This window comes from Shimia aestuarii (genome assembly GCF_022814865.1).
In the GTDB taxonomy this organism is placed as follows: domain Bacteria; phylum Pseudomonadota; class Alphaproteobacteria; order Rhodobacterales; family Rhodobacteraceae; genus Shimia; species Shimia aestuarii_A.
In genome coordinates, this window is record NZ_JAKVRD010000029.1 from 1 (window position 1) to 22,626 (window position 22,626).

At 61.5% G+C, this 22,626-nt stretch carries 23 protein-coding genes, 1 tRNA gene and 1 pseudogene; 11 read left to right on the forward strand and 14 right to left on the reverse strand.

Going from position 1 to position 22,626, the window contains the following annotated elements; all coding sequences use genetic code 11:
- Nucleotides 1-94: 94 nt before the first annotated feature.
- The 3 genes from MK745_RS18385 to MK745_RS18395 all read right to left on the reverse strand — a co-directional run bounded on the left by MK745_RS18385 (nt 95) and on the right by MK745_RS18395 (nt 1,773).
- Nucleotides 95-346 carry a hypothetical protein gene (locus MK745_RS18385; protein ID WP_243614663.1) on the reverse strand — a complete coding sequence of 84 codons (252 nt, stop codon included), beginning with the start codon at nt 344-346 and terminating at the stop codon, nt 95-97.
- Nucleotides 347-357: 11 nt separating this feature from the next.
- Entirely contained in the window at nt 358-1,533 is a 1,176-nt protein-coding gene (locus MK745_RS18390) for a tyrosine-type recombinase/integrase (RefSeq protein WP_243614664.1), read from the reverse strand.
- 150 nt (nt 1,534-1,683) lie between these two features.
- Nucleotides 1,684-1,773, reverse strand: a tRNA-Ser gene (locus MK745_RS18395).
- Nucleotides 1,774-1,995: 222 nt separating this feature from the next.
- Here MK745_RS18395 and MK745_RS18400 point away from each other — a divergent pair.
- A complete protein-coding gene (locus tag MK745_RS18400) occupies nt 1,996-2,970 on the forward strand; it encodes a murein L,D-transpeptidase catalytic domain-containing protein (RefSeq protein ID WP_243614665.1) in 975 nt (324 codons plus the stop codon).
- 148 nt (nt 2,971-3,118) lie between these two features.
- On the opposite strand, the gene ychF is transcribed toward MK745_RS18400, so the two are convergent.
- The gene (gene ychF, locus MK745_RS18405; RefSeq protein WP_243614666.1) at nt 3,119-4,216 is read right to left on the reverse strand and encodes a redox-regulated ATPase YchF; all 1,098 of its coding nucleotides are present in this window, start codon (nt 4,214-4,216) and stop codon (nt 3,119-3,121) included.
- Nucleotides 4,217-4,474: 258 nt separating this feature from the next.
- Between ychF and MK745_RS18410 the strand changes: the two genes are divergently transcribed.
- The 3 genes from MK745_RS18410 (at nt 4,475) to MK745_RS18420 (ending at nt 6,583) form a co-directional block, all read left to right on the forward strand.
- Entirely contained in the window at nt 4,475-4,960 is a 486-nt protein-coding gene (locus MK745_RS18410) for an acyloxyacyl hydrolase (protein WP_243614667.1), read from the forward strand.
- A 136-nt stretch (nt 4,961-5,096) separates the two neighbouring features.
- Nucleotides 5,097-5,888: a tryptophan synthase subunit alpha gene (gene trpA, locus MK745_RS18415; protein ID WP_243614668.1), complete on the forward strand. Its 792-nt coding sequence runs from the start codon at nt 5,097-5,099 to the stop codon at nt 5,886-5,888.
- 5 nt (nt 5,889-5,893) lie between these two features.
- Nucleotides 5,894-6,583 (forward strand): hypothetical protein, encoded by a 690-nt coding sequence (locus MK745_RS18420; protein ID WP_243614669.1) that lies wholly within the window; start codon nt 5,894-5,896, stop codon nt 6,581-6,583.
- Here the strand turns inward: MK745_RS18420 and MK745_RS18425 are convergent.
- On the reverse strand, nt 6,580-7,020 hold the full coding sequence (locus MK745_RS18425; protein ID WP_243614670.1) for a MaoC family dehydratase: 441 nt from the start codon (nt 7,018-7,020) through the stop codon (nt 6,580-6,582). The genes MK745_RS18420 and MK745_RS18425 overlap by 4 nt on opposite strands.
- Before the next feature lie 135 nt (nt 7,021-7,155).
- Between MK745_RS18425 and MK745_RS18430 the strand changes: the two genes are divergently transcribed.
- The 5 genes from MK745_RS18430 to MK745_RS18450 all read left to right on the forward strand — a co-directional run bounded on the left by MK745_RS18430 (nt 7,156) and on the right by MK745_RS18450 (nt 12,183).
- On the forward strand, nt 7,156-8,322 hold the full coding sequence (locus MK745_RS18430; protein WP_243614671.1) for an alpha-hydroxy acid oxidase: 1,167 nt from the start codon (nt 7,156-7,158) through the stop codon (nt 8,320-8,322).
- A gap of 133 nt (nt 8,323-8,455) precedes the next feature.
- The gene (locus tag MK745_RS18435) at nt 8,456-9,103 is read left to right on the forward strand and encodes a 50S ribosomal protein L25/general stress protein Ctc (protein ID WP_243614672.1); all 648 of its coding nucleotides are present in this window, start codon (nt 8,456-8,458) and stop codon (nt 9,101-9,103) included.
- A gap of 135 nt (nt 9,104-9,238) precedes the next feature.
- On the forward strand, nt 9,239-9,922 hold the full coding sequence (gene pth, locus MK745_RS18440; protein ID WP_243614673.1) for an aminoacyl-tRNA hydrolase: 684 nt from the start codon (nt 9,239-9,241) through the stop codon (nt 9,920-9,922).
- The gene (locus MK745_RS18445) at nt 9,919-10,956 is read left to right on the forward strand and encodes a DUF2332 domain-containing protein (protein ID WP_243614674.1); all 1,038 of its coding nucleotides are present in this window, start codon (nt 9,919-9,921) and stop codon (nt 10,954-10,956) included. Before pth ends, MK745_RS18445 begins: the two co-directional genes overlap by 4 nt.
- Nucleotides 10,957-11,061: 105 nt before the next feature.
- Complete coding sequence (locus tag MK745_RS18450) at nt 11,062-12,183, forward strand: serine hydrolase domain-containing protein (RefSeq protein WP_243614692.1); 1,122 nt, start codon at nt 11,062-11,064, stop codon at nt 12,181-12,183.
- Nucleotides 12,184-12,254: 71 nt separating this feature from the next.
- Here MK745_RS18450 and MK745_RS18455 read toward each other — a convergent pair whose 3' ends face one another.
- Nucleotides 12,255-13,619: an FAD-dependent oxidoreductase gene (locus MK745_RS18455; RefSeq protein WP_243614675.1), complete on the reverse strand. Its 1,365-nt coding sequence runs from the start codon at nt 13,617-13,619 to the stop codon at nt 12,255-12,257.
- A gap of 105 nt (nt 13,620-13,724) precedes the next feature.
- Between MK745_RS18455 and MK745_RS18460 the strand changes: the two genes are divergently transcribed.
- Together MK745_RS18460 and MK745_RS18465 are read left to right on the forward strand one after the other, a co-directional pair.
- Entirely contained in the window at nt 13,725-14,096 is a 372-nt protein-coding gene (locus MK745_RS18460) for a DUF2237 family protein (RefSeq protein ID WP_243614676.1), read from the forward strand.
- A gap of 114 nt (nt 14,097-14,210) precedes the next feature.
- Nucleotides 14,211-14,531, forward strand: coding sequence for an antibiotic biosynthesis monooxygenase family protein (locus tag MK745_RS18465; protein ID WP_243614677.1), 321 nt, complete (start codon nt 14,211-14,213; stop codon nt 14,529-14,531).
- 47 nt (nt 14,532-14,578) lie between these two features.
- On the opposite strand, the gene MK745_RS18470 is transcribed toward MK745_RS18465, so the two are convergent.
- The 8 genes and pseudogenes from MK745_RS18470 to MK745_RS18505 all read right to left on the reverse strand — a co-directional run bounded on the left by MK745_RS18470 (nt 14,579) and on the right by MK745_RS18505 (nt 22,575).
- Complete coding sequence (locus MK745_RS18470) at nt 14,579-15,727, reverse strand: slipin family protein (RefSeq protein ID WP_243614678.1); 1,149 nt, start codon at nt 15,725-15,727, stop codon at nt 14,579-14,581.
- Nucleotides 15,728-16,573: 846 nt separating this feature from the next.
- Nucleotides 16,574-17,827 (reverse strand): tryptophan synthase subunit beta, encoded by a 1,254-nt coding sequence (gene trpB, locus MK745_RS18475; RefSeq protein ID WP_243614679.1) that lies wholly within the window; start codon nt 17,825-17,827, stop codon nt 16,574-16,576.
- Between the two features lie 102 nt (nt 17,828-17,929).
- Complete coding sequence (locus tag MK745_RS18480) at nt 17,930-18,601, reverse strand: phosphoribosylanthranilate isomerase (protein WP_279391857.1); 672 nt, start codon at nt 18,599-18,601, stop codon at nt 17,930-17,932.
- A gap of 41 nt (nt 18,602-18,642) precedes the next feature.
- Complete coding sequence (locus tag MK745_RS18485) at nt 18,643-18,993, reverse strand: lipopolysaccharide assembly protein LapA domain-containing protein (RefSeq protein WP_243614680.1); 351 nt, start codon at nt 18,991-18,993, stop codon at nt 18,643-18,645.
- Nucleotides 18,994-18,996: 3 nt separating this feature from the next.
- Nucleotides 18,997-19,314, reverse strand: a pseudogene (ihfB, locus tag MK745_RS18490) (integration host factor subunit beta); the annotation flags it as partial.
- 214 nt (nt 19,315-19,528) lie between these two features.
- Nucleotides 19,529-20,281 (reverse strand): SDR family NAD(P)-dependent oxidoreductase, encoded by a 753-nt coding sequence (locus tag MK745_RS18495; RefSeq protein ID WP_243614682.1) that lies wholly within the window; start codon nt 20,279-20,281, stop codon nt 19,529-19,531.
- A 157-nt stretch (nt 20,282-20,438) separates the two neighbouring features.
- On the reverse strand, nt 20,439-22,115 hold the full coding sequence (rpsA, locus tag MK745_RS18500) for a 30S ribosomal protein S1 (protein ID WP_243614683.1): 1,677 nt from the start codon (nt 22,113-22,115) through the stop codon (nt 20,439-20,441).
- Between the two features lie 196 nt (nt 22,116-22,311).
- The gene (locus MK745_RS18505) at nt 22,312-22,575 is read right to left on the reverse strand and encodes a DUF6525 family protein (RefSeq protein ID WP_243614684.1); all 264 of its coding nucleotides are present in this window, start codon (nt 22,573-22,575) and stop codon (nt 22,312-22,314) included.
- Nucleotides 22,576-22,626: the final 51 nt, after the last annotated feature.

Consider the following 22,626-nt stretch of genomic DNA (forward strand, 5'->3'; position numbering starts at 1 on the left):
CAATACGAAACGACCCCACAGTGCTCTGGGCTATCGCCCACCGGCCCCCGAAACCATCATCCAGATGGACCAAAGGCCGATCATGCACTAACAATCAAATTGGACCACTCAAGTGGGGCGGATCAGCAGCTTCATATCGGTCCTGAGATGTTTCCGCGACCCACTGCACGAAAGCCGGCGAGGTCTTTCCAGCTCCAATAGGGAAGCTATCCAAGCCTAAACTCACCACCTCGTGCTTCATGACCGTGATAGCGGCCATCCGCGCAACTTGGGTGCTTTCGCTTAACGCCATGCGAAACAGCTCGAGGCAGCGTGATTCCGGTTCGTTGATAGTTACTATTTCCATCCTCGATCCCCCTAGTTGCACCGGGATGTTACATATTGCGACCACATGCGCATCAGCGCGCGGCGCTTTTCCAAGAGATCTGAACGCGCATACGCCCGCTCGACGTCCGAGCCCACTGAATGCGCCAGACTCTTCTCGGCCACCTCACGCGGCGCATTGGCTTCTTCCGCCGCCCAATCTCGAAAGGTCGAGCGAAAGCCATGCACGGTGACGCCCTCCACCTGCATGCGACGCAAAAGCATGAGCATTGACATGTTAGAAAGCGGCTGATGACGTTTCTGCCCCTCAAAGACATACTTGGATTCCATGGCTTTCAACGGTTCGATGATGGCCAACATCTCATCAGTCAAAGGAACACGATGCTCCTCGCCGGTCTTCATGCGTTCGGCAGGGCAGATCCAAAGACGCTTCTCAAAGTCCAATTCTGCCCAGCGCAGCCCCAAGACTTCGCCGGTTCTTGATCCTGTCAAACACGTAAACATCAAAGCCTTGGCCGACATTGCAGTCTTGGTTTTGAGATCCGCATAGAAATCGGGCACATCCTGCCAGCGCATCGCCATGTGGTGTTTGGGCTTTGCCTTTACCTTAGGCAAAACCTGCGCATCCTTGATGGCCGTCACCGGGTTCTCACCAGATCGAAACCCTTTTGACTTGGCAACATCCAGCACGATCTTGATACGTTGTGATAAACGTCGTGCCGTCTCGTGTTTTTCCGTCCATATCGGAGACAGACACATCAGCACTTCGGGTTGATCAATGCTGTCGATGGGCATGCGCCCAATCTTGGGAAAGGCATAATCGCGCAATGTATTGATCCACTGCGCTCCATGCTTGGCATTCTTCCACGTCGGCATGCGATCAATATGAACCTGCTGCGCCACCTCCTCAAAGGTTGGGACTTCCTGGCGCGCATTGAACCTTGGGTTCAGGCCTTGCTTGGCCATGCGCCGATATTCCAGCGCGCGCTCTCTCGCCTGATTGAGCGTGACAATATCCGCGCCACCTAAGCCAAAATCGGTTCTCAGAGGAGCACCCTTTTTGTTCTTCTGCCCTTTGACCACCACGCGTACGATCCAGCGCCGCGCGCCAGAAGGATCAACAACCAGATACAACCCATTGCCATCGCCATGCCGCCCAGCGCCGAGATTCTCCACCAATTTCTTTGTCAGCTTCCCAGAAAGCGCCATTCAGAAATACCACATTTCGTACCACCCAAGCAAACGATACCGGCACCATCGAAAGAAATCCAACAAAAACGAAAAATGGGCCTAAATGTGAGAAATTATAAGAAAAAGGCCGCTCAAAGCGGCCCATTCAAATCAAACAAAATTGTTTGGTGGCGGAGACGAAGGGATTCGAACCCTCGAAACGGTTTCCCGTTTACTCCCTTAGCAGGGGAGCGCCTTCGACCACTCGGCCACGTCTCCGCCGACCCGTTTAGCGATGCGCGCGGCGGAGGGCAAGAGGGGGGCATGAAGAAAACGACGGTTGGGGAAATCACCGCTTTCACGTGGCTGCGCGCTCGGGCGATGCGACGCGAAAACCGCGGGCACACGCCAAGTTCCGCCACTGGCAGAGCCCTGCATTTGGGCGACCCCGCCAAAATGGGGTAAACCTATCCTATGGTTCGCCCTGCAGGAGATTCGCCCATGCCTTCGACCGCCCGCCGCTCTGCGCTTGCCGCTCTTGCCGCGCTCTGTGTCGGCCTGCCCGGCGCCGTGGCGGCCAATCCCGCGCCCGTTCCGGCTTGGCTGCAGACACATGTCGGGGTCGGCGAAGGCAAGATCGCGTCGGTTGTCCTGCACCGTGCCCGGGATCTCTACCAAAAGAAACGCGCGCAAGGCTCGGTGCGGAACGCCTGCTACTTCGCCATGGACGCCACCCGCCCGAGCACCGGACAGGACGGCAAGGCGGGGCGACGCTTCTATATCATCTGCGAGGACAGCCGGACCTTTCGCGCGATCTCGTCGGGCTATGGCAACGGACGCAAACTGCACCGCGCGAATTTCTCCAACGGCCGCGAATGCGCCCAGAACTTCAGCAATGCCGAGGGCTCAAAGCTGACGGCGGGCGGCGCCTATGTGACGGCCGAGACCCGCACATCTTTCAAGGGGGTCATCCACGAGGACGGCGCGAAAACCCCCTTCTACCGAACCTTCATCCTGTTTGACGGAGAAGGCGAAACCCAGAACGCCAGAGAGCGTGCCATCGGTGGGCATCGGGCCGCCTTCGTGCGCTGGCAATGCCGGTTCGAAGACCCCGAGAACCCGCATGCGGATGACGAGGGCTATGTGCCTTTTGGCCGCCTGATCGATTACACCAGCGGGCGCAGCAATGGCTGCACCACATGGTCAGAGGATCACTCGCAAGAGATCATATCACTGGTCGAGGGGAACCCGACAACGCTCTACATTTACCCTGAATCCGGCGATATCGACGCAGTGGCGCGCACGGTCTCGAAGAAAGCAACGCTGGCGGGGTCCGGGCTCTATTGGAATACGGCCTGCCTCGAGAAAATCGGTGCGCCGCAGTTCTGGCCCAAGCAACGCCTGCAGCCGATCATCAACACGTGGCGCCAATCCTTGCCGAAACAGCCGCCCCGCGTTCTGCCGATCTGTGATTAGGGCCGGACAGGCGCAAAGCACCGCACGCGCCGAAGACCCCGCGCGTTTCGAGATCGCCACCACCGCAATACAGACGCAATACCGACGTGATACCGACAGGGGGTTTCGCCTGTCGATTCGCCGTTAACCTTGGTCAGTCTTGCAGTCTTCAGGTGTTGAAGAGGAAGTGCATCACGTCGCCGTCCTGGACGATATAGCTCTTGCCTTCGGCGCGCATCTTGCCCGCTTCCTTGGCCCCCTGCTCACCGTTCGAGGCGATAAAATCCTCATAGGCGATCGTCTCGGCGCGGATGAACCCCTTCTCGAAATCCCCATGGATAACGCCTGCGGCCTGCGGCGCGCTGGTGCCTTGGCGGATGGTCCAGGCGCGGGCCTCTTTGGGACCGACGGTGAAATAGGTCTCGAGATGGAGAAGCTCATAGCCTGCCCGGATCAACCGGTCGAGGCCCGCCTCTTCAAGGCCCATTTCCTCGAGGAACATGGCGGCTTCCTCATCCTCAAGCTGGCTGATCTCTTCTTCGATCTGGGCCGAGATGATAACGTGGCTGTTGCCCTGTGCGGCGGCCATTTCGGCCACGCGGGCGGAATGGGCATTGCCCTCTGCGGCCTCGGATTCACCCACGTTACAAACATAAAGCACCGGCTTCGTTGTCAGAAGTTGAAGCATTTTCCATGCCTTAGCGTCTTCTGCATCGACATCGACAACGCGCGCGGGTTTGCCATCTTCGAGAACGGCCTGCGCCTGCGCAAGGAGACGGTCCTGCTGCACCGCTTCCTTGTCATTGCCCTTGAGTTTGCGCACGAGCCCGGCGCGGCGCTTCTCGATGCTCTCGAGATCGGCAAGCATCAGCTCGGTCTCGATCACCTCGGCATCCTCGACCGGATCAACACGCCCCTCGACATGGGTCACATCGCCGTCTTCGAAACAACGCAGCACATGGGCAATCGCGTCCACTTCGCGGATATTGGCCAGGAACTGGTTGCCAAGGCCCTCCCCTTTCGAAGCACCTTTGACGAGGCCCGCGATATCAACAAAGGTCATCCGCGTGGGGATGATCTGCTTGGAGCCCGCAATCGCCGCAAGCTTGTCGAGACGCGCATCCGGCACCCCCACCTCGCCGACGTTCGGCTCGATGGTGCAGAACGGGAAGTTCGCCGCCTGCGCAGCCGCAGTCCTGGTCAGCGCGTTGAACAACGTGGATTTGCCCACATTCGGCAAACCGACAATCCCCATCTTAAAGCCCATAGCGGCCTCCCGTTCGATGATCCTGCGGCGCCCACGGCAGATCGTGCCCGGGCCCCTGAAGTAGCTCGCATCGCTTTATTGGCTGTCTAACCTCGACGCAAGCCGCCTCTTTGCTTCGCGCCCGCGCGCGCGTCATATGTGCGAAAGAACCACACTTTTCCACAGAGTCGCACGTTTCGGCATGTCATCGCTTGCAACCATGCAACTGGTGCGCTTGATTATCTTGATATCAAATTGGATTTGTCCGGAGGATCTTTCATGAAAGCTGTCTGGCTCGCGGCCGGTTTTTGCGCCGTCGCTAGTGTATCCTCGGCCCAAGAACTCGTTCTTGGCGCAGGGTATACCGACTTCAACCAAAATGGCGCGAATGACAGTGCGATCCTCTCGCTCGAATATCACGCGACACCTTTCTATGAGAATGGCAACTTCACCCTCGGTTGGGGGGGCGTCGTCTCGGCACAGGCGGGTGGTGACATCTTCGTCGGTGGTGGCCTCGTGAGCAAATACGCCTTCTCGTCCGACTGGTCCGCAGAGGCGAGCGTGATGCCCGGCGCCTATTTCGAGGACAGCGCCCTGACTGATCTCGGCCATACGCTGGAATTCCGGAGCCTGATTGGCCTCGCCTATCATCTGCCCTCTGGCGACAAGATTTCGCTGGCCGTGCTGCACAAATCCAATGCGGGCCTCGGCAACATCAACCCCGGCGCCAACACCGTGCTCTTGCGCTGGCACCGTTCCTTCTAAAACGCCGGTTCTGACCCGCGTTTTCGTAGCGCAGAGGCGGCACGCTGTCCCGCCTCGCGCTTTTCCTGCCGCACGCCATTGATTCCCGCACCGTTTTTGCGGCAAATCGGAGCGACGAAAGCACAAGGACGCTCCGATGACTCGCATTGACGCCAAATTCGCTGACCTGAACGCCAAGGGCAAAAAGGCATTTGTCGCCTATGTCATGGCGGGCGACCCCGACTACGAAACCTCGCTCGAGGTCGTGAAGGGCTTGCCGGGGGCCGGTGTCGACATCATCGAGCTTGGCCTGCCCTTCACCGACCCGATGGCCGATGGCCCGACGATCCAGCTTGCCGGGCAGCGCGCGCTCGACGGCGGCATGACGTTGCAAAAGACCCTCGACCTCGCGACCGAGTTCCGCAAACAGGACGACACGACGCCGATCGTGCTCATGGGCTATTACAACCCGATCTATAACCGCGGCGTCGATACCTTCCTTGCCGATGCCAAGGCCGCCGGGATCGACGGCCTTATCGTCGTGGACCTGCCCCCGGAAGAAGACGAAGAGCTTTGCATCCCGGCCCAAGCCGCGGGCCTGAACTTTATCCGCCTCGCCACCCCGACCACCGATGACAGACGCCTGCCCAAAGTGCTGCAGAACACCTCTGGCTTTGTCTATTATGTCTCTGTCACCGGCATCACCGGCGCCGCCGAGGCACAGGCCGGCGAGGTTGGCCCGGAAGTCGCGCGCATCAAGGCCAAGACCGATCTGCCGATCATCGTCGGCTTCGGCATCAACACGCCGGATCGGGCAGAGGCCATCGCCTCTGTCGCGGATGGGGCCGTGGTCGGCTCGGCCATCGTCGGCCAGATCGGCGCGGGCAAACCCGTCTCCGAGGTGCTCTCCTTCGTCAAGTCGCTCGCCGACGGCGCGCATCGCGCCTGACCCGTATGTTCGCCCTCGCGATTGAAACCGTCAAACGCAACATCGCGTTCTACGCGGTGGTCTGTCTTGCCGTCGTCATGCTCGAAAGCATCATGCAGGCGGTTGGACTTGTCTCGCTCGCCTTTGCCTCATTGGTCATGCTCTACACCCACCGCATGATCCAGATGGGCGAGACGCACCCTTGGTCCGATCCCCTTTCGACCAAGGGCATCGACGGGCGCAACGTGCCGATTTTCCGCTATGCCCTGCGCTTCACGGCCTTCTTCTTCCTGCTGATGCTAACGATGACGGCGGCGTTCATGGTGCTCTCGGCGATCCAGATCATCGACTTCGCCAATCCCCGGCTGCAGACACTTGTGACGCTGCTTGGCTTTCTTATCGCCCTGCCTGCCGCCGCGATCCTGCTTGGCCTGGTGGGTTCTGTCCTGCCCGCGTCTGCCGAACGCGGCGATACCTCGCTGCGCCGCGCCCTCGCGCGCGGTCAGGCCACGCTGCGGGGCTTCGTGCCGAACTTCCTTGTCGGCCCCGGCGTCGCGATCCTCATCGGCACCCTGCTTTTGTCGGTCTTGCCCTTCGGCACGGGCATTATCGGCCGCACCCTGTCGCTGATCCTGTCGACGCTCATCATGGAAGCCGTCGCACTCCTGATCGCCACCGCCCTGAGCCTCGTCTATCTCGAAGCCGAACGCACCTAGCCTTTCCGCTTGAGGATCTGCGTCGCGCGGTAGGTCATCACAACCTCGTCGCGCTGGTTCACTGTTTCATAAGCGATCTCGGTCCGCCCCCGATCCGGACGCGAGGCCGAAGGTGTTGAAGACAGTATTTCCCCCCGCGTGCGCAGCCTGTCTCCGGGCCGCACCGGCACTTTCCAACGCACCTCGTCCAAACCCGAAGACCCCATCGAGCTATCGGCCCAGACATTCATCTCGAGAACCTGCCGAAGCGCGATTCCCATGGTCTGCAACCCGCTCGCGATCAACCCGCCATAGGCCGACTCCTTGGCCGCTTCCGGATCGGTGTGAAACGGCTGGGGATCCCAATCCCGCGCAAAGGCGAGGATCGACTCTTGCGTGACTTCGTACTCGGCCTCTGCCTCAAAGCGATACCCGACCGGCAAATCGTCAAAATACATGATGCTCTCCTGTTTGCGTCTAAGCCTACCGCCTCGCCCCGCAATGACCAGACCAGCGCGCGCAAAATGCCGTTGCGTCTTTTTCGCCGCATTGGTAAAGAACCTTTACCAATACAAGGGAAAAGTGAGCCTCTCATGCCCGTCATTACCTGCATCGACGATCTCAAGCGCCTCCACGAACGCCGCACGCCCCGCATGTTCTTCGACTATTGCGAAAGCGGCAGCTGGACCGAGCAGACCTTCCGCGAAAACACCTCAGACTTCGACAAGATCTACCTGCGCCAGCGCGTCGCCGTAGACATGTCGGGCCGCTCCACCGCGACCCAAATGATCGGACAGGACGTCTCCATGCCCGTCGCCCTCGCACCCGTGGGCCTGACGGGGATGCAATGCGCCGATGGCGAGATCAAGGCCGCCCGCGCCGCCGAGAAATTCGGCGTGCCCTTCACCCTTTCGACGATGTCGATCAACTCCATCGAAGAGGTGGCCGAGGCCACCACCAAACCCTTCTGGTTTCAGCTTTATACCATGCGCGACGAGGACTACGTGCGCCGCCTCATCGAACGCGCCAAGGCGGCAGGTTGTTCCGCCCTTGTCATTACGCTCGACCTTCAGATCCTCGGCCAGCGCCACAAGGATCTCAAGAACGGCCTCTCCGCCCCGCCCAAGCTCACCGCAAAGACCATCGCCAACCTGATGACCAAATGGTCCTGGGGCCTTGGTATGCTCGGCGCGAAACGGCGCAATTTCGGCAATATCGTCGGCCACGTAGACGGCATCTCCGACGCCGCCGACCTCGGCGCATGGACCGCCGAACAATTCGACCCGACCCTTGATTGGGGCAAGATCGCCAAGATCAAAGAGCTTTGGGGCGGCCCGGTGATCCTCAAGGGCATCCTCGACGCCGAAGACGCCAAGATGGCGCTTCAGGTCGGGGCCGATGCGATCATCGTCTCCAACCATGGCGGACGCCAGCTCGACGGGGCGATTTCCTCGATCCGCGCCCTGCCCTCGATCCTCGACGCCGTCGGCGATCAGGTCGAAGTGCATCTCGACAGCGGCATCCGCTCGGGGCAGGACATCCTCAAGGCCGTCTCCATGGGCGCAAAGGGAACGTTTATCGGCCGCGCCTTCGTCTATGGCCTCGGCGCAATGGGCGAAAAGGGCGTCACCACGGCGCTCGAAGTTCTGCACCGCGAGCTCGACATTTCCATGGCGCTTTGCGGGCGTCGCCGTATCGACGAGTTGGGCCGCGATATCCTTCTCGTTCCCGAGGATTTCGGCGGGCGCTGGCAGGGCTGACCCGCTTTGGCGCGAGATCCCTGATTTCGCGCCGAATCCTCTTTCCAAACAGCAAAGAACGCGCTATAGGCGCGGCTTCACGCGGGGTGACAGCCTTGGAGGCACCCTGCCCTAACATATTGGAGAATACAAAATGGCTGGACAGATCCCTGATCTTCACGCCGAGGTCCGGACGGGGACAGGCAAGGGCGCCGCTCGTCAAGCACGTCGCGATGGTATGGTTCCCGGTGTCGTCTATGGTGGCGACCAGGATCCCCTGGCAATTCAGATCCCCTTCAACACGCTTCTCAAGAAGCTGAAAGAAGGCCGCTTCCTTTCGACCCTTTTCAACCTCAAGGTTGAAGGCGAAGAAGACGTGCGCGTGATCTGCCGCAACGTTCAGCGCGACGTCGTCAAAGACCTTCCGACCCACCTCGACCTGCTGCGCCTGCGCCGTACCTCGAAGATCAACCTCTTCATCCACGTCGACTTCATCAACGAAGACGAATGCCCCGGCATCAAACACGGCGGCGTTCTCACCGTTGTGCGTCCGGACGTTGAGCTTCGCGTGACCGCGGGTGACATCCCCGAGTCGATCACCGTAGACCTCGCAGGTCTCGAAATCGGTGACATCGTCCACATCTCGGACGTCACCCTGCCGGAAGGCGCCAAGCCGACCATCGACCGCGACTTCGTCATTGCCAACATCTCCGCACCGTCCGGCCTCAAAGCATCGGATGACGACGAAGAAGGCGAAGATGAAGCAGAAGCAGCCACCGAGGAAGCAGCAGCGGAAGAATAATCTTCCCCGCCCTTACGGCTCTGTATTGAACGCGGCTCCCTCGGGGGCCGCGTTTTTCGTCTGTCCCACGCGATTGATTCCGCGCCGCCCCGCCCCTATAGATCACGGGACTACAGGATCATCGGGGCGCAGCGCATGAAACTCTTCGTCGGACTCGGCAATCCGGGTGGCAAATACGCAGGCAACCGCCACAATATCGGCTTCATGGCCCTCGAACGCATCGCCGAAGATCACGGTTTTGGCCCGTGGAAGGGCAAGTTCCAAGGCGCGATCACCGAAGGCCGCTTGGGCCGGGAAAAGGTGCTGCTCCTGCGCCCGGAAACCTTTATGAACCTCTCCGGCCAATCCGTCGGCGAAGCCATGCGCTTCTACAAGTTAACACCCGACGACGTGACCGTCTTTCACGACGAACTGGACCTTGCCCCCGGCAAATGCCGCGTCAAACAGGGCGGTGGCCACGCAGGCCATAACGGACTGCGCTCCATCCACCAACATATCGGCCCCGACTATGGCCGCGTCCGCCTCGGCATCGGCCACCCTGGCAACAAGAACGCCGTCGCGGGCTATGTGCTGCGCGATTTCGCCAAGGCCGATCAGGAGTGGCTCGACGATCTGCTGCGTGGGATCTCCGACGGCGCGCCGCAACTGGCCGAAGGCGATACCGGCAAGTTCATGAATGCCGTTGCCCTGCGCGTGAATCCGCCCCGGTCCTCCACGACCACGCCGAAAGACGCCGCCCCCAAACCCGCCGCAGAACCCGCGCCCGAACCCGAGGACACACGCAGCCCGCTGCAAAAGCTCGCGGACAAGTTCAAATGATCCGCGATGCTCTGCGCGCGCAGGCTGGCCATTGCGAGAATCTCGATAGCCCCTTCATGGGCCGCCTCCTGCGCCTCCTTGCCGACCATTGGCCCGAGGATACCGCCTTGGCAAACAAGGTCGCGCATTGGCCCGGCGACATGTCCCCCTACGCCGATAGCCTACCGTTGCGGATCGCGGGCGGGCTGCATGCGCTCTGTCTCTCCGGGCGCGACCCGTCCCTCGCCGCCGCCTACCCGCCCGCTGCGACGGACGACCCCGCGCTTTGGGCCGCCCTCGATACCGCGCTGCACACCCATGACGCCTTTCTCTGTGATTGGATCGCAAGCTCGCCGCAAACCAACGAGGTGCGCCGCGCCGCTGCCCTGATCCCCGTTGCGCATATGCTTGCCGCGCGCTTTGGTCTGCCCCTGCGCCTCTCCGAACTCGGTGCGAGCGGTGGTCTGAACCTGATGTTCGACCGCTTCGCGCTTGAGGCGGACAAGACGCATTTCGCCGCCCCCGATGCGGCCTTCACACTCGCCCCGGACTGGACCGGCCCCTGCCCTGCCCCTTCGGACCTGCACATAGCTGACCGGCGCGGCGTCGACCTCAACCCGCTCGACGCCCATAGCCCGGCGGGTGCCCTGCGGCTCATGGCCTATCTCTGGCCGGATCAATCCGAACGCCTCGCCCGGACGCGCGCCGCCATCGCCGCACAGGACGCCCCCGTGGACCGCGCCGACGCGATCGACTGGCTCGCGCCCCGCCTCTCCTCGCCGCAAGAGGGCACGCTGCACCTCGTCTATCACACCGTCGCCTGGCAGTATTTCCCGCCCGAGGTTCAGACCCGCGGCACCGCCCTCATTGAAACCGCAGGCGCCGCCGCGACCGAGGCCGCGCCCCTCGCCTGGCTCTCCATGGAAACCGACGGCCAAACCCCGGGCGCCGCACTCTCCCTCCGCCTCTGGCCCGGTGATCACCGCCTTTCCCTTGGGCGTGTGGATTTCCACGGGCGCTGGATCGACTGGCAAGGCCCGACCCAACTCTCCTAACGTTAGACTTGCCAAACCGCCCTTTCCTGAGGCCAACTGCGTCAAAAGGGAGAGGGTGAAAGGCGCACATTTGGAAAATGGCTCGGTCGGATACTGTTGCTTCTGATCGTCACGGCCGTCGTTCTCTATATCTGGAAACGCGAAGAGATCACACGGCTTCTCGCAGTGAACTCATTGTTCTCAGAAGAGAAAATCGTCCACAATTTCTCAAACATGGACACGCTTTTCCTGACCACGCCCGTGGATCGCGGCGCGGGTCCGGTCTCTCCGCTGCCCGAAGGCCCGGCGATGACCCTCCCCGAAGGAAGCGCCGATTGGATCGACGCGCGCTCGGTGACGGCCCTTGTGGTCCTCAAGGACGGCGCGCTTATGCATGAAAGCTATCATCTCGGCACGGCCCCCGAGGATCGCCGCATCTCGTGGTCGGTCGCCAAATCCTACCTTCCGGCGCTGTTTGGCGTGATCTACGACGAGGGCCATATCGACTCCCTCGACGACCCGGTGACCAAATACGCCCCCTCCCTCAAGGGTGGCGCCTATGACGGTGCGACGATCCGCAACGTGCTTCAGATGTCCTCCGGCGTGACCTTCGACGAGGACTATCTCGACTATGATTCCGACATCAACCGCATGGGCCGCGTGATCGCCCTTGGCGGCACGATGGACGGCTTTGCCGAAGGCCTCACCGAGACCTTCACCGCGCCGGGCGCGACTTGGCAATATGTCTCCATCGACACCCATATCCTTGGTATGGTGATCCGTGGCGCAACCGGGCGCGATATCCCCTCGCTCCTGTCCGAGAAGATCATCGCACCGCTCGGCTACGAGGACGCGCCCTATTACATCACCGATGGCGAAGGCGTTGCCTTCGTCCTCGGCGGCCTCAACATCCGCACCCGCGACTACGCCCGCTTCGGCCAGATGTTCCTGCAAGACGGTGCCTATAACGGCCAACAGGTCGTGCCCGCCCCCTGGGTCGCCGAGAGCACAGTCGCAAGCGCCAATACCGCAGAGGGCGCCATCGGCTATGGCTACCAATGGTGGGTGCCCATCGGCGCGACCGAAGGCGAATATCTCGGGCGTGGCATCTACGGGCAATACATCTACGTGAACAAACCGCTCGGCGTCGTCATCGCGACGAACGCCGCCGACCGCCAGTTCCGCGAACCGGGCGCCCATGAAAGCAACGTCGCCATGTTCCGCGCCATCGCAGACGCCGCGCAATAGGCCCGCCCTTCCTCTTGCCGAAAATATCCCGGGGTGAATTGCCTGCCTTGGCAGGCAAGAGGGGCTGGCCCCTAATGTACCCGCGCGCCCTGACGCAAAAGCCCGCGTTGTATCTCGCCCACGTCAAGCGCGTCCAAGTCGCGCGCCTGACGCACGGCCAGCGCTGCCGCAACCCCTGCGCCCTGCCCGATCACCGCGCAGCACGCCATGTTGCGCGTCGCCGCATGGGCGATCTTTTCGCCCCCCGTCGCGCGTCCGGAAACCAACAACCCCCGGACCTTCTGCGGCAGGAGATTGCGATAGGGCACCTCGAAATAGCGCCCCGTCGTCGGCAGGATAAGAACGCCATAGCCGTCGATGAACTCGGGGAAAATCCCGATACTGTCCTCGAACCGCCCCTGTTCGCGCACATCCCCTTCGGTCATCCGATACACCGTCTGCACCTTGCGGGTGTCGCGGATACCAAGGCTCATGCCGAAATTCCGAAGCCGGATTTCCTCGCACCCCGGCGTGAAGGACCGCAACGCCTCGAGCGCCAGCATCGCCTGCCGCCGCCCCTCGATTTCGCCCCTTGTGAGGTCCGCCGGGTCCGTGCCGTCGATCCCTGCAAGATGCACGAGGTTCATATAGGTCAGCTCGCCGCTTTCATGCGCCGCGCCCCATGTGCCGGCAATGGTGTTGAGATGCGGCGGAATCATCCCCGCCTCAATCGCCTGCTGGAACGGCTTGTGCAGGAAGGGCGAGAACATCTCGTCCTCCTTGCCGGAAGTCTCGATATTCCATTCGCCGCCACCGCCCCAATCCTTGTAGGTCTGCGGATCGGCCTGCACACCGGCAAGGAACGCCTTCCGGTCGACCCCAGCGGCATGGAACATCACAGAGGCCGCCATGAGGTCTTCGCGCGCCGCCTTCTCACAGGGGGCACCCGCCCGATGCGCCACATCTGCATCCCCCGTCGCATCAATCACCACCTGCGCAAGGATCGCCTCGCGCCCTGCCTTGGATTCAGTGATGATGCCGATGATCCTGTCGCCCTCCATGATCGGCGCGACAAAGGCCCGATGCAGCATCGGATGAATCCCCGCCTGCTCGACCATCCGGTCCGCCACGAGTTTGAACCCTTCCGAGTCGATCTCATAGCTCAGCGACTGGCTCTCCGGCACCGCCGCGCCCGCCGCCTTCGCGGCCTCCTCAAACTCGCGCGGGATACCGTCGCTCTCGACCGTGGCCTCGTGGCGATACCAATGCATCCCCTCGACACCGACGACCGTAATATTGCCCCCGAAACAGCCGAACCGTTCGACCAGCGTGACATCCACCCCCGCCCGCGCCGCCGCGAGCGCCGCCGAAAGCCCGCCGGGGCCGGACCCCACGACAAGCACTTCGGTTTCATGGACAACGTCGATTTCGCGGGCGGGTTCTGTAATGCGTTTCATGCCCCGACCCTTTCCGCGACGCCCGCATAGGTCAAGCCGAATGTCACAGCTCTATGACAGGACGCCGGGTTTGCCGAATGGCCTATCTCGTGGCATCCTGCCCCCATGATCCATCAAGAACCCTCTGTGAACGTCCTTGGCGCCCCGCTCACCCCCTGCTCTTCCGATCCCATGACCGGGTTCTTCCGCGATGGCCATTGCAATACCTGCTACGAGGATCAGGGCAACCATACGGTCTGCGCCGTGATGACCGCCGAATTCCTCGCCTTCTCGGCCTATGTCGGCAATGACCTCTCGACGCCCCAGCCCGATTTCGCCTTTCCCGGCCTCAAGCCCGGCGACCGCTGGTGCCTCTGCGCCGCGCGGTTTCTGCAGGCCCATGACGAAGGCTGCGCCCCCCGTGTCGATCTTTCGGCGACGCATCAACGCGCCCTCAATGTGGTGCCGCTGCGGGTTCTGAAGGCCTGCGCGCTCTGACCGCCTTGACCTTCGGCCCCGGCTCCTGTCCATTGCGGCCAGCCAGCCACCCGTGCCTGCATCCCTTCGCACCCGAGCCAGCGCCCCCGCACTGACACAACGATAGGGTTTCCCATGTCATTCATCGCCATGAACCGCTTCAAGATCCGCCCCGGCCGCGAAGCCGATTTCGAACAAATCTGGAAAAGCCGCGAAAGCCGGCTGAAAGAGATGCAAGGCTTTCGCGAGTTCCGCCTCCTCAAGGGGCCGACCCACGACGACCACACCCTCTATTCGAGCTACGCGCTCTGGGACAGCAAGGAAGATTTCGAAGCCTGGACCAAGTCCGAGCAATTCCGCGCCGCCCACAAGAACGCAGGCAAGCGCGAAGGCGAAAGCCCGATCATGGGCCCGCCGAGCTTTGAGGGATTTGAGACCGTGCTTCTGGAGACCTAGGTCCGAACGAAAACCGGCCCGAGGCAACCCCCGGGCCGGTCCATGTCTTAGTCGCGCAAACGCACGAGATCATTCATAAGGCCCTCGGCACCGTTATGCACGGTAAGCCGTTCAACCTTGCCCGCGATGCTTTCAAGCGCCTCGAGTTCTTTCAGGCGCAGCATCACCGGGTTTTCCGCCATGACCTTTGCCGTGTTGAGAAGCGACCGCGTTGCGTTCGTTTCTTCCCGGCGCCGGATTACGTTGGCCTCGGCCTCTTTCTCAGCAGAGACCACCCGGTTCAGGATGTCCCGCATCTCGCCGGGAAGGATCACATCCTTGAGCGCGATCTCCCCAACTTCGATACCGATCCCGGCCATCTCGCGGCGCACCGCTTCGGCGGCCTCCTCGTGGATTGCCCCTTTCTCGACCAGAAGCCGGTCGAGGGTCAGACCGCCAAGCGTCTTGCGGAAGGCAAGTTGAAGCGCGCGATGCAGCGCCTCATCGAAGTCCTTCACCAAGCCCACCGCTTTGAGCGGATCCACGACCCGAAAACCAGCCGTGAGGTTGACACGGATCGTGACCCGATCCTTGGTCAGGATCTCTTGGCCCGTTACCTCGTGCACCCGGTGACGCAAGTCGATTTGCTTAACGGCCACATGGCGACCCACTTTCCAGAAACCGTGCGTCCCAGGAGCGAGTTCGCCCATGTGCACCCCGTCCACCGTCAGGAGGCCCACATGACCCTCGGCCACCTCGACGCCCTGAAAGGTCATCGTCAGACCGCTGCGTACAAGGCGCCGCATGAGGCTGGTCGGCATTTCGAGCGTTTCGCTCACGCCGACCGCTTCCGAAGTCCACGGCCCGGCATCATTCCAGACCACGCTGCGTTCCTCCGGCAGGATGACCTCGAAAGGCCGTCCATCCCGGTGCAGGACAAGAACCTCGCCTTGTTCTGCGCGGAACTCGCTCAGATGCGCCTCGGCAAGGTCAGGCCGTTCACGAAACAGCGCCCGTTCATAGGGAGATGTGAACCGAAGACGATCCAGATTATGCACTTCGCGCACCACATTTCGCGCCTTGATCCGGTGCTCACCCGGTCCGAGGATCGCCTCGAACCGACCTTTGTGGAGCACCAGCATCCGCTCGGTTTCCATCAGCGTAACCCGGATATGCCCGGTCAGCCGGTCAATCATTCGTTCAAGGACATGTGCCATTTTCGTCTCCTTTTCGGTCTCGTCCTATCGTCGTCGCAAAACGCGAACTCCTTGTTTTGTTGAGGTTGGGGCAACATTGCCCACAGGTGAAAGGCCTCGAAACGAGGCTGAAAAAGGCGCCAGGGCCGCCCCGCGCCATGCTATCGCGCAGGAGTTGGGCGAGCGGAAAGAGCAGGCCAAAGGCGCGCTTGGATCATGCGAACATGCCCATGCGGGCCCAAGGCCGGCGCAATCGTCATCCCCGCTCCGGCACGACACCAGAGCAGCGGCGATTCCTTTGCCGTTCACCGACGGGGTGCACGGCGCAAGAGCCGCCCCTGCTGGAGCAACCCTGGAACCCGAATGAGCCGGATTATCCGGCGTAGGGGAGTCGAACCCCGAGCGTTTGGAGCGCTTACCATTGGTCAAATGGCAGGAGTCGAACCTGCGACACATCGATTAACTGTCGATTGCTCTACCCATTGAGCTACATTTGTAGAGGTGACGGGAATCGAACCCGCGTCCTACAGGACCTGACCCTGTCGCTCTCTCCAGACTGAGCTACACCAATCACCAACTTTCGGCGGCACGGCCCTGGAATACAGAAACGGCAGCGCCGCCTGCACCGGGGGAATGATCATCTCCGCCCGCTAGGGTCCGGTCCGCTTGGGCCGGGGCTGCTGAATAGCCGGATGGGGCAGTTTCGCTCAACGCCGCATTTTTAGCCGCGGCACAACCGTGACTTGTGCGCAACAAAATTACCCCCTCGCGCAACAATCGAAAAGCCACCTCCCCAAACAGAAAGCGGCGCGCCACTTGTGCACACCGCTTTCTTTGCATTCATTTCAAAAAAGCAGACCGCGTTACCTAGTCCGCCGAACGCCCCTCGGTATCGCTCATGTCAAAGCCGAGATAGCGCGCCACGGTCTGCACGTCCTTGTCCCCGCGACCGCACATGTTCATCACCAGAACATGATCCTTCGGCAGCGTCGGCGCGAGCTTCATCACATGCGCAAGCGCGTGGCACGGCTCGAGCGCGGGGATGATCCCCTCATGGGCACAGGAGAACTGGAACGCTTCAAGCGCTTCCTTGTCGGTGATCGAGACATACTGCGCCCGGCCCGTATCGTTGAGCCAGCTATGCTCCGGCCCGATCCCCGGATAGTCGAGCCCGGCCGAGATCGAATATCCCTCAAGGATCTGCCCGTCGTCATCCTGCAAGAGATAGGTGCGGTTGCCATGCAGCACGCCGGGACGCCCACCGGTCAGCGAGGCGCAATGCTCCATCTTCTCGTCGACGCCCTTGCCTCCGGCTTCGACGCCGATGATGTTGACGCTTTTGTCGTCAAGGAACGGATAGAAAAGCCCCATCGCGTTCGACCCGCCGCCGATTGCGGCGATGACCGTATCGGGAAGCGCACCTTCGCCTTCGAACTCGGGAAGCTGCTGTTTGACTTCCTTGCCGATGATCGACTGGAAATCGCGCACCATGGCCGGATAGGGATGCGGCCCTGCCACTGTGCCGATGCAATAGAACGTGTCGCGCACATTGGTCACCCAATCGCGCAGCGCATCATTCATCGCATCCTTGAGCGTGCCACGCCCAGAGGTCACCGGAATCACCTCGGCACCAAGAAGACGCATACGGAACACGTTCGGCGCCTGACGCTGCACATCATGCGCGCCCATGTATACCACGCATTTGAGGCCGAACTTGGCACAGACCGTCGCCGTCGCCACGCCATGCTGGCCCGCGCCGGTTTCCGCGATGATGCGGTTCTTGCCCATACGGCGGGCAAGGATGATCTGGCCAAGGACGTTGTTGATCTTATGCGCGCCGGTGTGGTTGAGCTCGTCGCGCTTGAGGTAGATTTTCGCGCCGCCAAGTGTCTCGGTCATGCGCTCCGCGAAATAGAGTGGGCTGGGGCGACCGACATAGTGCTTCCAAAGGTCGTCCATCTCGGCCCAGAAGGTCGGGTCGGTCTTGGCCTTTTCATATTCCGCCTCGAGATCGAGGATGAGCGGCATCAGTGTCTCCGACACGAACCGCCCGCCGTAATTGCCGAACCGGCCCTTTTCGTCGGGTCCGGTCATGAAGGAATTGAAAAGATCATTGGCCATTGGGTCGCCCTTCTCCTGCGCGTCCACATTACCTAGAACGCACATGGATACAGGGCAAGCTGAAAGCGGTGCCCTGAGACGTTGGCGCGCGGGCCTATGGCCTTACCGCAGCTTCGGCACCGCCGCAGCCGCACCAACACCCGTCGCCGCCGCGACGAAATCGCGGATCAGGCCAGCATCCTTCACCCCCGGCGCGCTTTCGACACCGGACGAGACATCGACCTGCCGCGCGCCCGTCATGCGGATCGCCTCGGCCACGTTCTCGGGCGTGAGTCCCCCGGCGAGCATCCACGGACAGGGCCAGTATTTCCGGTTCACAAGCCGCCAATCGAACGCCAACCCATTGCCGCCGGGAAGCTCTGCGCCCTTGGGCGGCTTGGCATCGACCAAAAGCTGGTCCGCCACAGCGCCATAGGTCTGAAGCGCCGCGAGATCCGCCTCCTCGGCAATCCCCACCGCCTTCATCACCGGCAAGCCATAGCGCGCCCGGATTTCCGCCACCCGTTCAGGGCTTTCCTTGCCATGCAACTGCAAGACATCAAGCGGCACCGTCTCTAAGAGATGATCAAGAAACGCATCCTCGGCATTGACCACAAGCGCCACCTTGGCGAGCCCGACCGGCGCGGCCAAGGCGAGATCGCGCGCCTGTTCCGGCGTCACGTAGCGCGGCGATTTCTCGAAAAACACAAGACCGACATAGGCCGCGCCCGCCTCGGCAGCCGCAACCACATGCTCAGGCTCTTTCAGCCCGCATATCTTGACCCGGATATCCATGATCTGTCTCTACCCGCAAGCGGACCCGCTTGCAAACGGGCCTAGCTCGCCTCGTCGAGGATCGCGAGAACCTCGTCCTGCGGCTTGCCCTCGCTGCCCTTGATGCGGCGCATTTCGCGCTTGGTCTGTTTGAGTTCACGCTGCATCTGGCTACCGGCGGCGCGGTGCTTGTGCTCGCGCAGCCATTCCCAGATGAAGCCGATCAAAACGCCTGCTGCGATACTGGCAAAGATCACCGCATAGAGCGGCAGCGCGATGGTCCAACCGAACCCCGTCAGATCAGCCAACGCCTCGGGCAGGAGGCTCAGCGTGACCATACCCCGGTTGGCCATAGCCACAGAAATAAGCACTATCGCCAGCGCGGCGAGGAATGCATAGCGAATATACCGCATGGATTACTTCCCGTTGAGACGGTCGCGCAGGAGTTTTCCGGTCTTGAAGAACGGTACATGCTTCTCCTCGACCTGCACCGTTTCGCCCGTGCGCGGGTTGCGCCCAACACGTGCGTCGCGTTTCTTGACCGAAAACGCCCCAAAGCCCCGAAGTTCGACCCGGTCGCCGCGCGCCATAGCGTCGATAATCTCTTCAAAGATCGTGTTCACAATACGCTCCACATCTCTTTGATACAGGTGCGGATTGTCATCGGCGATTTTCTGAATGAGTTCCGAGCGGATCATCTGACTGTTTACTCCCTGGGCGTGCATGTCTTTTGCGCGTGCATCGCCCCGACTATAGGAACAATCCGGAAAAACGGAAACACATACGCGTCAGTTCCGCCGGAAAAACGCCGGATTCCGCTCAATTCCCGCGCTTCAGAGACCTGTTTTCCTGTGCCGTGGCATGGCTGGCCCAGAAAACCCCCTTGCCGCAGCGCAGAAGAAGCCATTGATTCGGAATGAGAAATACGCCCCATTCCGGCCACAATGGTCAACGGCGCAGCGCGGGTAGCCCGACTCCGGTGCTATCAAACCCGCCATCCGCGGCCAGAACCTGCCCCGTCACATAGCTCGCCTTGTCGGAGCATAGGAAGGCGATGGCTTCCGCGATTTCGCGCTCGCTTCCATAGCGGTTGAGCGGGATGGCATCGTGATATGCGTCGATGATGTCTTGGCTATGGACTGCCATGGCGAGCTTGGTGCGCACCGGTCCCGGACAGACGCAATTGGCCCGCACACCATATTCCCCAAGCTCCGCCGCCTGCTGTTTCGTGAGCTGGATCACCGCAGCTTTCGACGTGCCATAGGCGACCCGAAGCGTCGAGGCGCGCAGCCCCGAGATCGAGGCGATATTGACGAGGCACCCTTTGCTCGCCTTGAGAAGCGGTGTCGCCGCCTGACTCATCAGGAACACCCCGTCGAGATTGGTCGCCATCACGGTCCGCCAGCGGGCGAAATCCGTCTCCTCAATGGGGCCGAAATCGGCCACGCCAGCGTTGTTGACCAAGGCATCAAGCCGCCCGCAGGAGGACCGCAGATCCGAGATTGCTGCCTGGACTTGTTCGGGGTCCGACACATCATACGGAAGGTAGACCGCATCCTCGACCTCTTGGATCGCCTCGTGCAACGCCTCAGTGTCGCGATCCAGCATCGCGATGCGCCAACCGTCCGCTGCCAATAGCTTTGCCGTCGCCAGACCGATGCCGCGCGCTGCGCCCGTGATCAATGCGGTTTTCTTGCTCATGTGCCTCTCCCTTGTCTCTTGCACCGACAAGCCGTTCAAAACGCTTGCCCAAGGCTTCTCAAAAAGCCTTGGCCCGGCGGCCACAGTTGGACATGAAAAAACGGCCCCGTGCAATACGGGGCCGTTCCAAATCTTGCTGCCGTTTCCGGCCTTTGGCTTATTCGTCGCCCTTGAGCGCTGCGCCAAGGATATCGCCGAGCGATGCGCCGGAGTCGGAGGAACCGTACTGTTCGACGGCCTCTTTCTCTTCTGCGATCTCGCGTGCCTTGATCGACAGGCCAAGACGACGGGTCTTGCTGTCCACGTTGGTCACGCGCACGTCGATCTTGTCACCAACCGAGAAACGCTCGGGGCGCTGCTCTGCACGGTCGCGCGACAGGTCCGAACGACGGATGAAGGACTTCATGCCTTCATACTCGACTTCGATACCGCCATCTTCGATCGCGGTGACTTCGACGGTGACGACCGAGCCACGCTTCACGCCGCCAACGGCCTCAGCGAACTTGTCGCCACCAAGCGCCTTGATCGAGAGCGAGATGCGCTCTTTCTCGACATCGACTTCCGAAACCACGGCTTGGACGACGTCGCCCTTCTTGTAGTTCTGGATGGCGTCTTCGCCACGCTCGTCCCACGAGATGTCGGAGAGGTGAACCATGCCGTCGATTTCGCCGTCGAGGCCAATGAACAGACCGAATTCGGTGATGTTCTTGACTTCGCCTTCGACCTCGGTGCCTTCCGGGTGGGTTTCTGCAAAGACTTCCCACGGGTTGCGCATGGTCTGCTTGAGGCCAAGCGAGACACGGCGTTTCGCGGGGTCGATCTCGAGAACCATGACCTCAACCTCTTGCGAGGTGGAGACGATCTTGCCGGGGTGCACGTTCTTCTTGGTCCAGGACATTTCCGAGACGTGAACGAGACCTTCGACACCGGGCTCCAGCTCAACAAACGCACCGTAGTCGGTGATGTTGGTGACGCGGCCAGTGTGCACCGACTCGAGCGGGAATTTCGCCGCAACGAGATCCCACGGATCTTCCTGCAGCTGCTTCATGCCGAGGCTGATGCGGTGGGTTTCTTTGTTGATCTTGATGACCTGAACCTTGACGGTTTCGCCGATCGACAGGATCTCCGACGGGTGGTTCACACGGCGCCATGCCATGTCGGTGACGTGGAGAAGACCGTCCACACCGCCGAGGTCCACGAAGGCACCATATTCGGTGATGTTCTTGACGACGCCTTCCACGGCCTGACCCTCGGTGAGGTTCGCGATGACCTCTGCACGCTGTTCGGCGCGCGACTCTTCGAGGATAGCGCGGCGCGAGACAACGATGTTGCCACGGCGACGATCCATCTTGAGGATCTGGAACGGCTGCTTGAGACCCATGAGCGGGCCTGCGTCGCGCACGGGGCGCACGTCAACTTGCGAGCCGGGCAGGAATGCAACGGCGCCGCCGAGGTCGACAGTGAAGCCGCCTTTGACGCGGCCGAAGATCGCGCCTTCGACGCGTGCATCGTCTGCATATGCTTTTTCAAGACGGTCCCATGCCTCTTCGCGGCGGGCCATCTCGCGGGAAATCACGGCTTCGCCACGGGCGTTTTCGGCCGCGCGGAGGAACACTTCTACTTCGTCGCCAACAGCGATTTCAGGAGCTTCACCGGGATTTGCGAATTCTTTAAGATCAACGCGGCCTTCCATCTTGTAGCCTACGTCGATGATGGCTTGGCCCGCTTCAATCGAGATGACCTTGCCTTTGACAACAGACCCTTCGGTCGGTGTGTCCATTTCGAAGCTTTCATTAAGGAGGGCTTCGAATTCCTCCATGGTTGCGTTAGCCATGTGGCGTCTTTTCCTTTACAAAGTGCTTTTTCTGGCCGTGCGGTTGTCTCCGCCGGTCTTGGGTTTCGTTGGTCAGCCGCAACGCCGTTCACATAAAACAAAGAGGGCCGGTAGTGCCCGACCCTGCTCGTCTCTTTGTTCTATGGCGCTGCACGCCTTGTCGACAGGCGCTCTATAAGCCGCGTTTAAAGGGAAATCAACCGTGTTTGGCGGCTTTTTGCCGGATCACGGCATCCCGCGCGAGTGTCCCCGCCTCGGCGGCGGCGAGCCGCGCCAGCGCTGCGTCCGCACCGCCTTCCCGGCAGGCCTGCTCCCAGATGCGCAGGGCCGATTTCGCGCTCCATGGCAGCGCCGCCTGCCGAAGCCATGCCCGAAGCGGCGGCGGCAAGGCATCGAACTCGCGCATCGGGTCGCCCTGCCGGCGCCGCACATTCCCGGCGCGGAGATTTCGCCGCCCCATCACGCGACCTCGCCGATCTGACGCAGGCGCGTCGTCTTGCGAGGCCCGCGT

What these genes read in the sequence shown, in the direction of transcription:
- MK745_RS18410 (WP_243614667.1), top strand. Translation starts at nt 4,475, where the DNA reads ATGAAAGCTGTCTGGCTCGCGGCCGGTTTTTGCGCCGTCGCTAGTGTA.
- MK745_RS18430 (WP_243614671.1), top strand. Translation starts at nt 7,156, where the DNA reads ATGCCCGTCATTACCTGCATCGACGATCTCAAGCGCCTCCACGAACGC.
- MK745_RS18485 (WP_243614680.1), bottom strand. Translation starts at nt 18,993, where the DNA reads ATGCGGTATATTCGCTATGCATTCCTCGCCGCGCTGGCGATAGTGCTT.
- MK745_RS18385 (WP_243614663.1), bottom strand. Translation starts at nt 346, where the DNA reads ATGGAAATAGTAACTATCAACGAACCGGAATCACGCTGCCTCGAGCTG.
- MK745_RS18460 (WP_243614676.1), top strand. Translation starts at nt 13,725, where the DNA reads ATGATCCATCAAGAACCCTCTGTGAACGTCCTTGGCGCCCCGCTCACC.
- rpsA (WP_243614683.1), bottom strand. Translation starts at nt 22,115, where the DNA reads ATGGCTAACGCAACCATGGAGGAATTCGAAGCCCTCCTTAATGAAAGC.
- MK745_RS18455 (WP_243614675.1), bottom strand. Translation starts at nt 13,619, where the DNA reads ATGAAACGCATTACAGAACCCGCCCGCGAAATCGACGTTGTCCATGAA.
- MK745_RS18400 (WP_243614665.1), top strand. Translation starts at nt 1,996, where the DNA reads ATGCCTTCGACCGCCCGCCGCTCTGCGCTTGCCGCTCTTGCCGCGCTC.
- MK745_RS18505 (WP_243614684.1), bottom strand. Translation starts at nt 22,575, where the DNA reads ATGGGGCGGCGAAATCTCCGCGCCGGGAATGTGCGGCGCCGGCAGGGC.
- MK745_RS18480 (WP_279391857.1), bottom strand. Translation starts at nt 18,601, where the DNA reads ATGGATATCCGGGTCAAGATATGCGGGCTGAAAGAGCCTGAGCATGTG.
- MK745_RS18425 (WP_243614670.1), bottom strand. Translation starts at nt 7,020, where the DNA reads ATGTATTTTGACGATTTGCCGGTCGGGTATCGCTTTGAGGCAGAGGCC.
- MK745_RS18470 (WP_243614678.1), bottom strand. Translation starts at nt 15,727, where the DNA reads ATGGCACATGTCCTTGAACGAATGATTGACCGGCTGACCGGGCATATC.
- ychF (WP_243614666.1), bottom strand. Translation starts at nt 4,216, where the DNA reads ATGGGCTTTAAGATGGGGATTGTCGGTTTGCCGAATGTGGGCAAATCC.
- trpB (WP_243614679.1), bottom strand. Translation starts at nt 17,827, where the DNA reads ATGGCCAATGATCTTTTCAATTCCTTCATGACCGGACCCGACGAAAAG.
- MK745_RS18435 (WP_243614672.1), top strand. Translation starts at nt 8,456, where the DNA reads ATGGCTGGACAGATCCCTGATCTTCACGCCGAGGTCCGGACGGGGACA.
- trpA (WP_243614668.1), top strand. Translation starts at nt 5,097, where the DNA reads ATGACTCGCATTGACGCCAAATTCGCTGACCTGAACGCCAAGGGCAAA.
- MK745_RS18390 (WP_243614664.1), bottom strand. Translation starts at nt 1,533, where the DNA reads ATGGCGCTTTCTGGGAAGCTGACAAAGAAATTGGTGGAGAATCTCGGC.
- MK745_RS18445 (WP_243614674.1), top strand. Translation starts at nt 9,919, where the DNA reads ATGATCCGCGATGCTCTGCGCGCGCAGGCTGGCCATTGCGAGAATCTC.
- MK745_RS18495 (WP_243614682.1), bottom strand. Translation starts at nt 20,281, where the DNA reads ATGAGCAAGAAAACCGCATTGATCACGGGCGCAGCGCGCGGCATCGGT.
- MK745_RS18420 (WP_243614669.1), top strand. Translation starts at nt 5,894, where the DNA reads ATGTTCGCCCTCGCGATTGAAACCGTCAAACGCAACATCGCGTTCTAC.
- pth (WP_243614673.1), top strand. Translation starts at nt 9,239, where the DNA reads ATGAAACTCTTCGTCGGACTCGGCAATCCGGGTGGCAAATACGCAGGC.
- MK745_RS18465 (WP_243614677.1), top strand. Translation starts at nt 14,211, where the DNA reads ATGTCATTCATCGCCATGAACCGCTTCAAGATCCGCCCCGGCCGCGAA.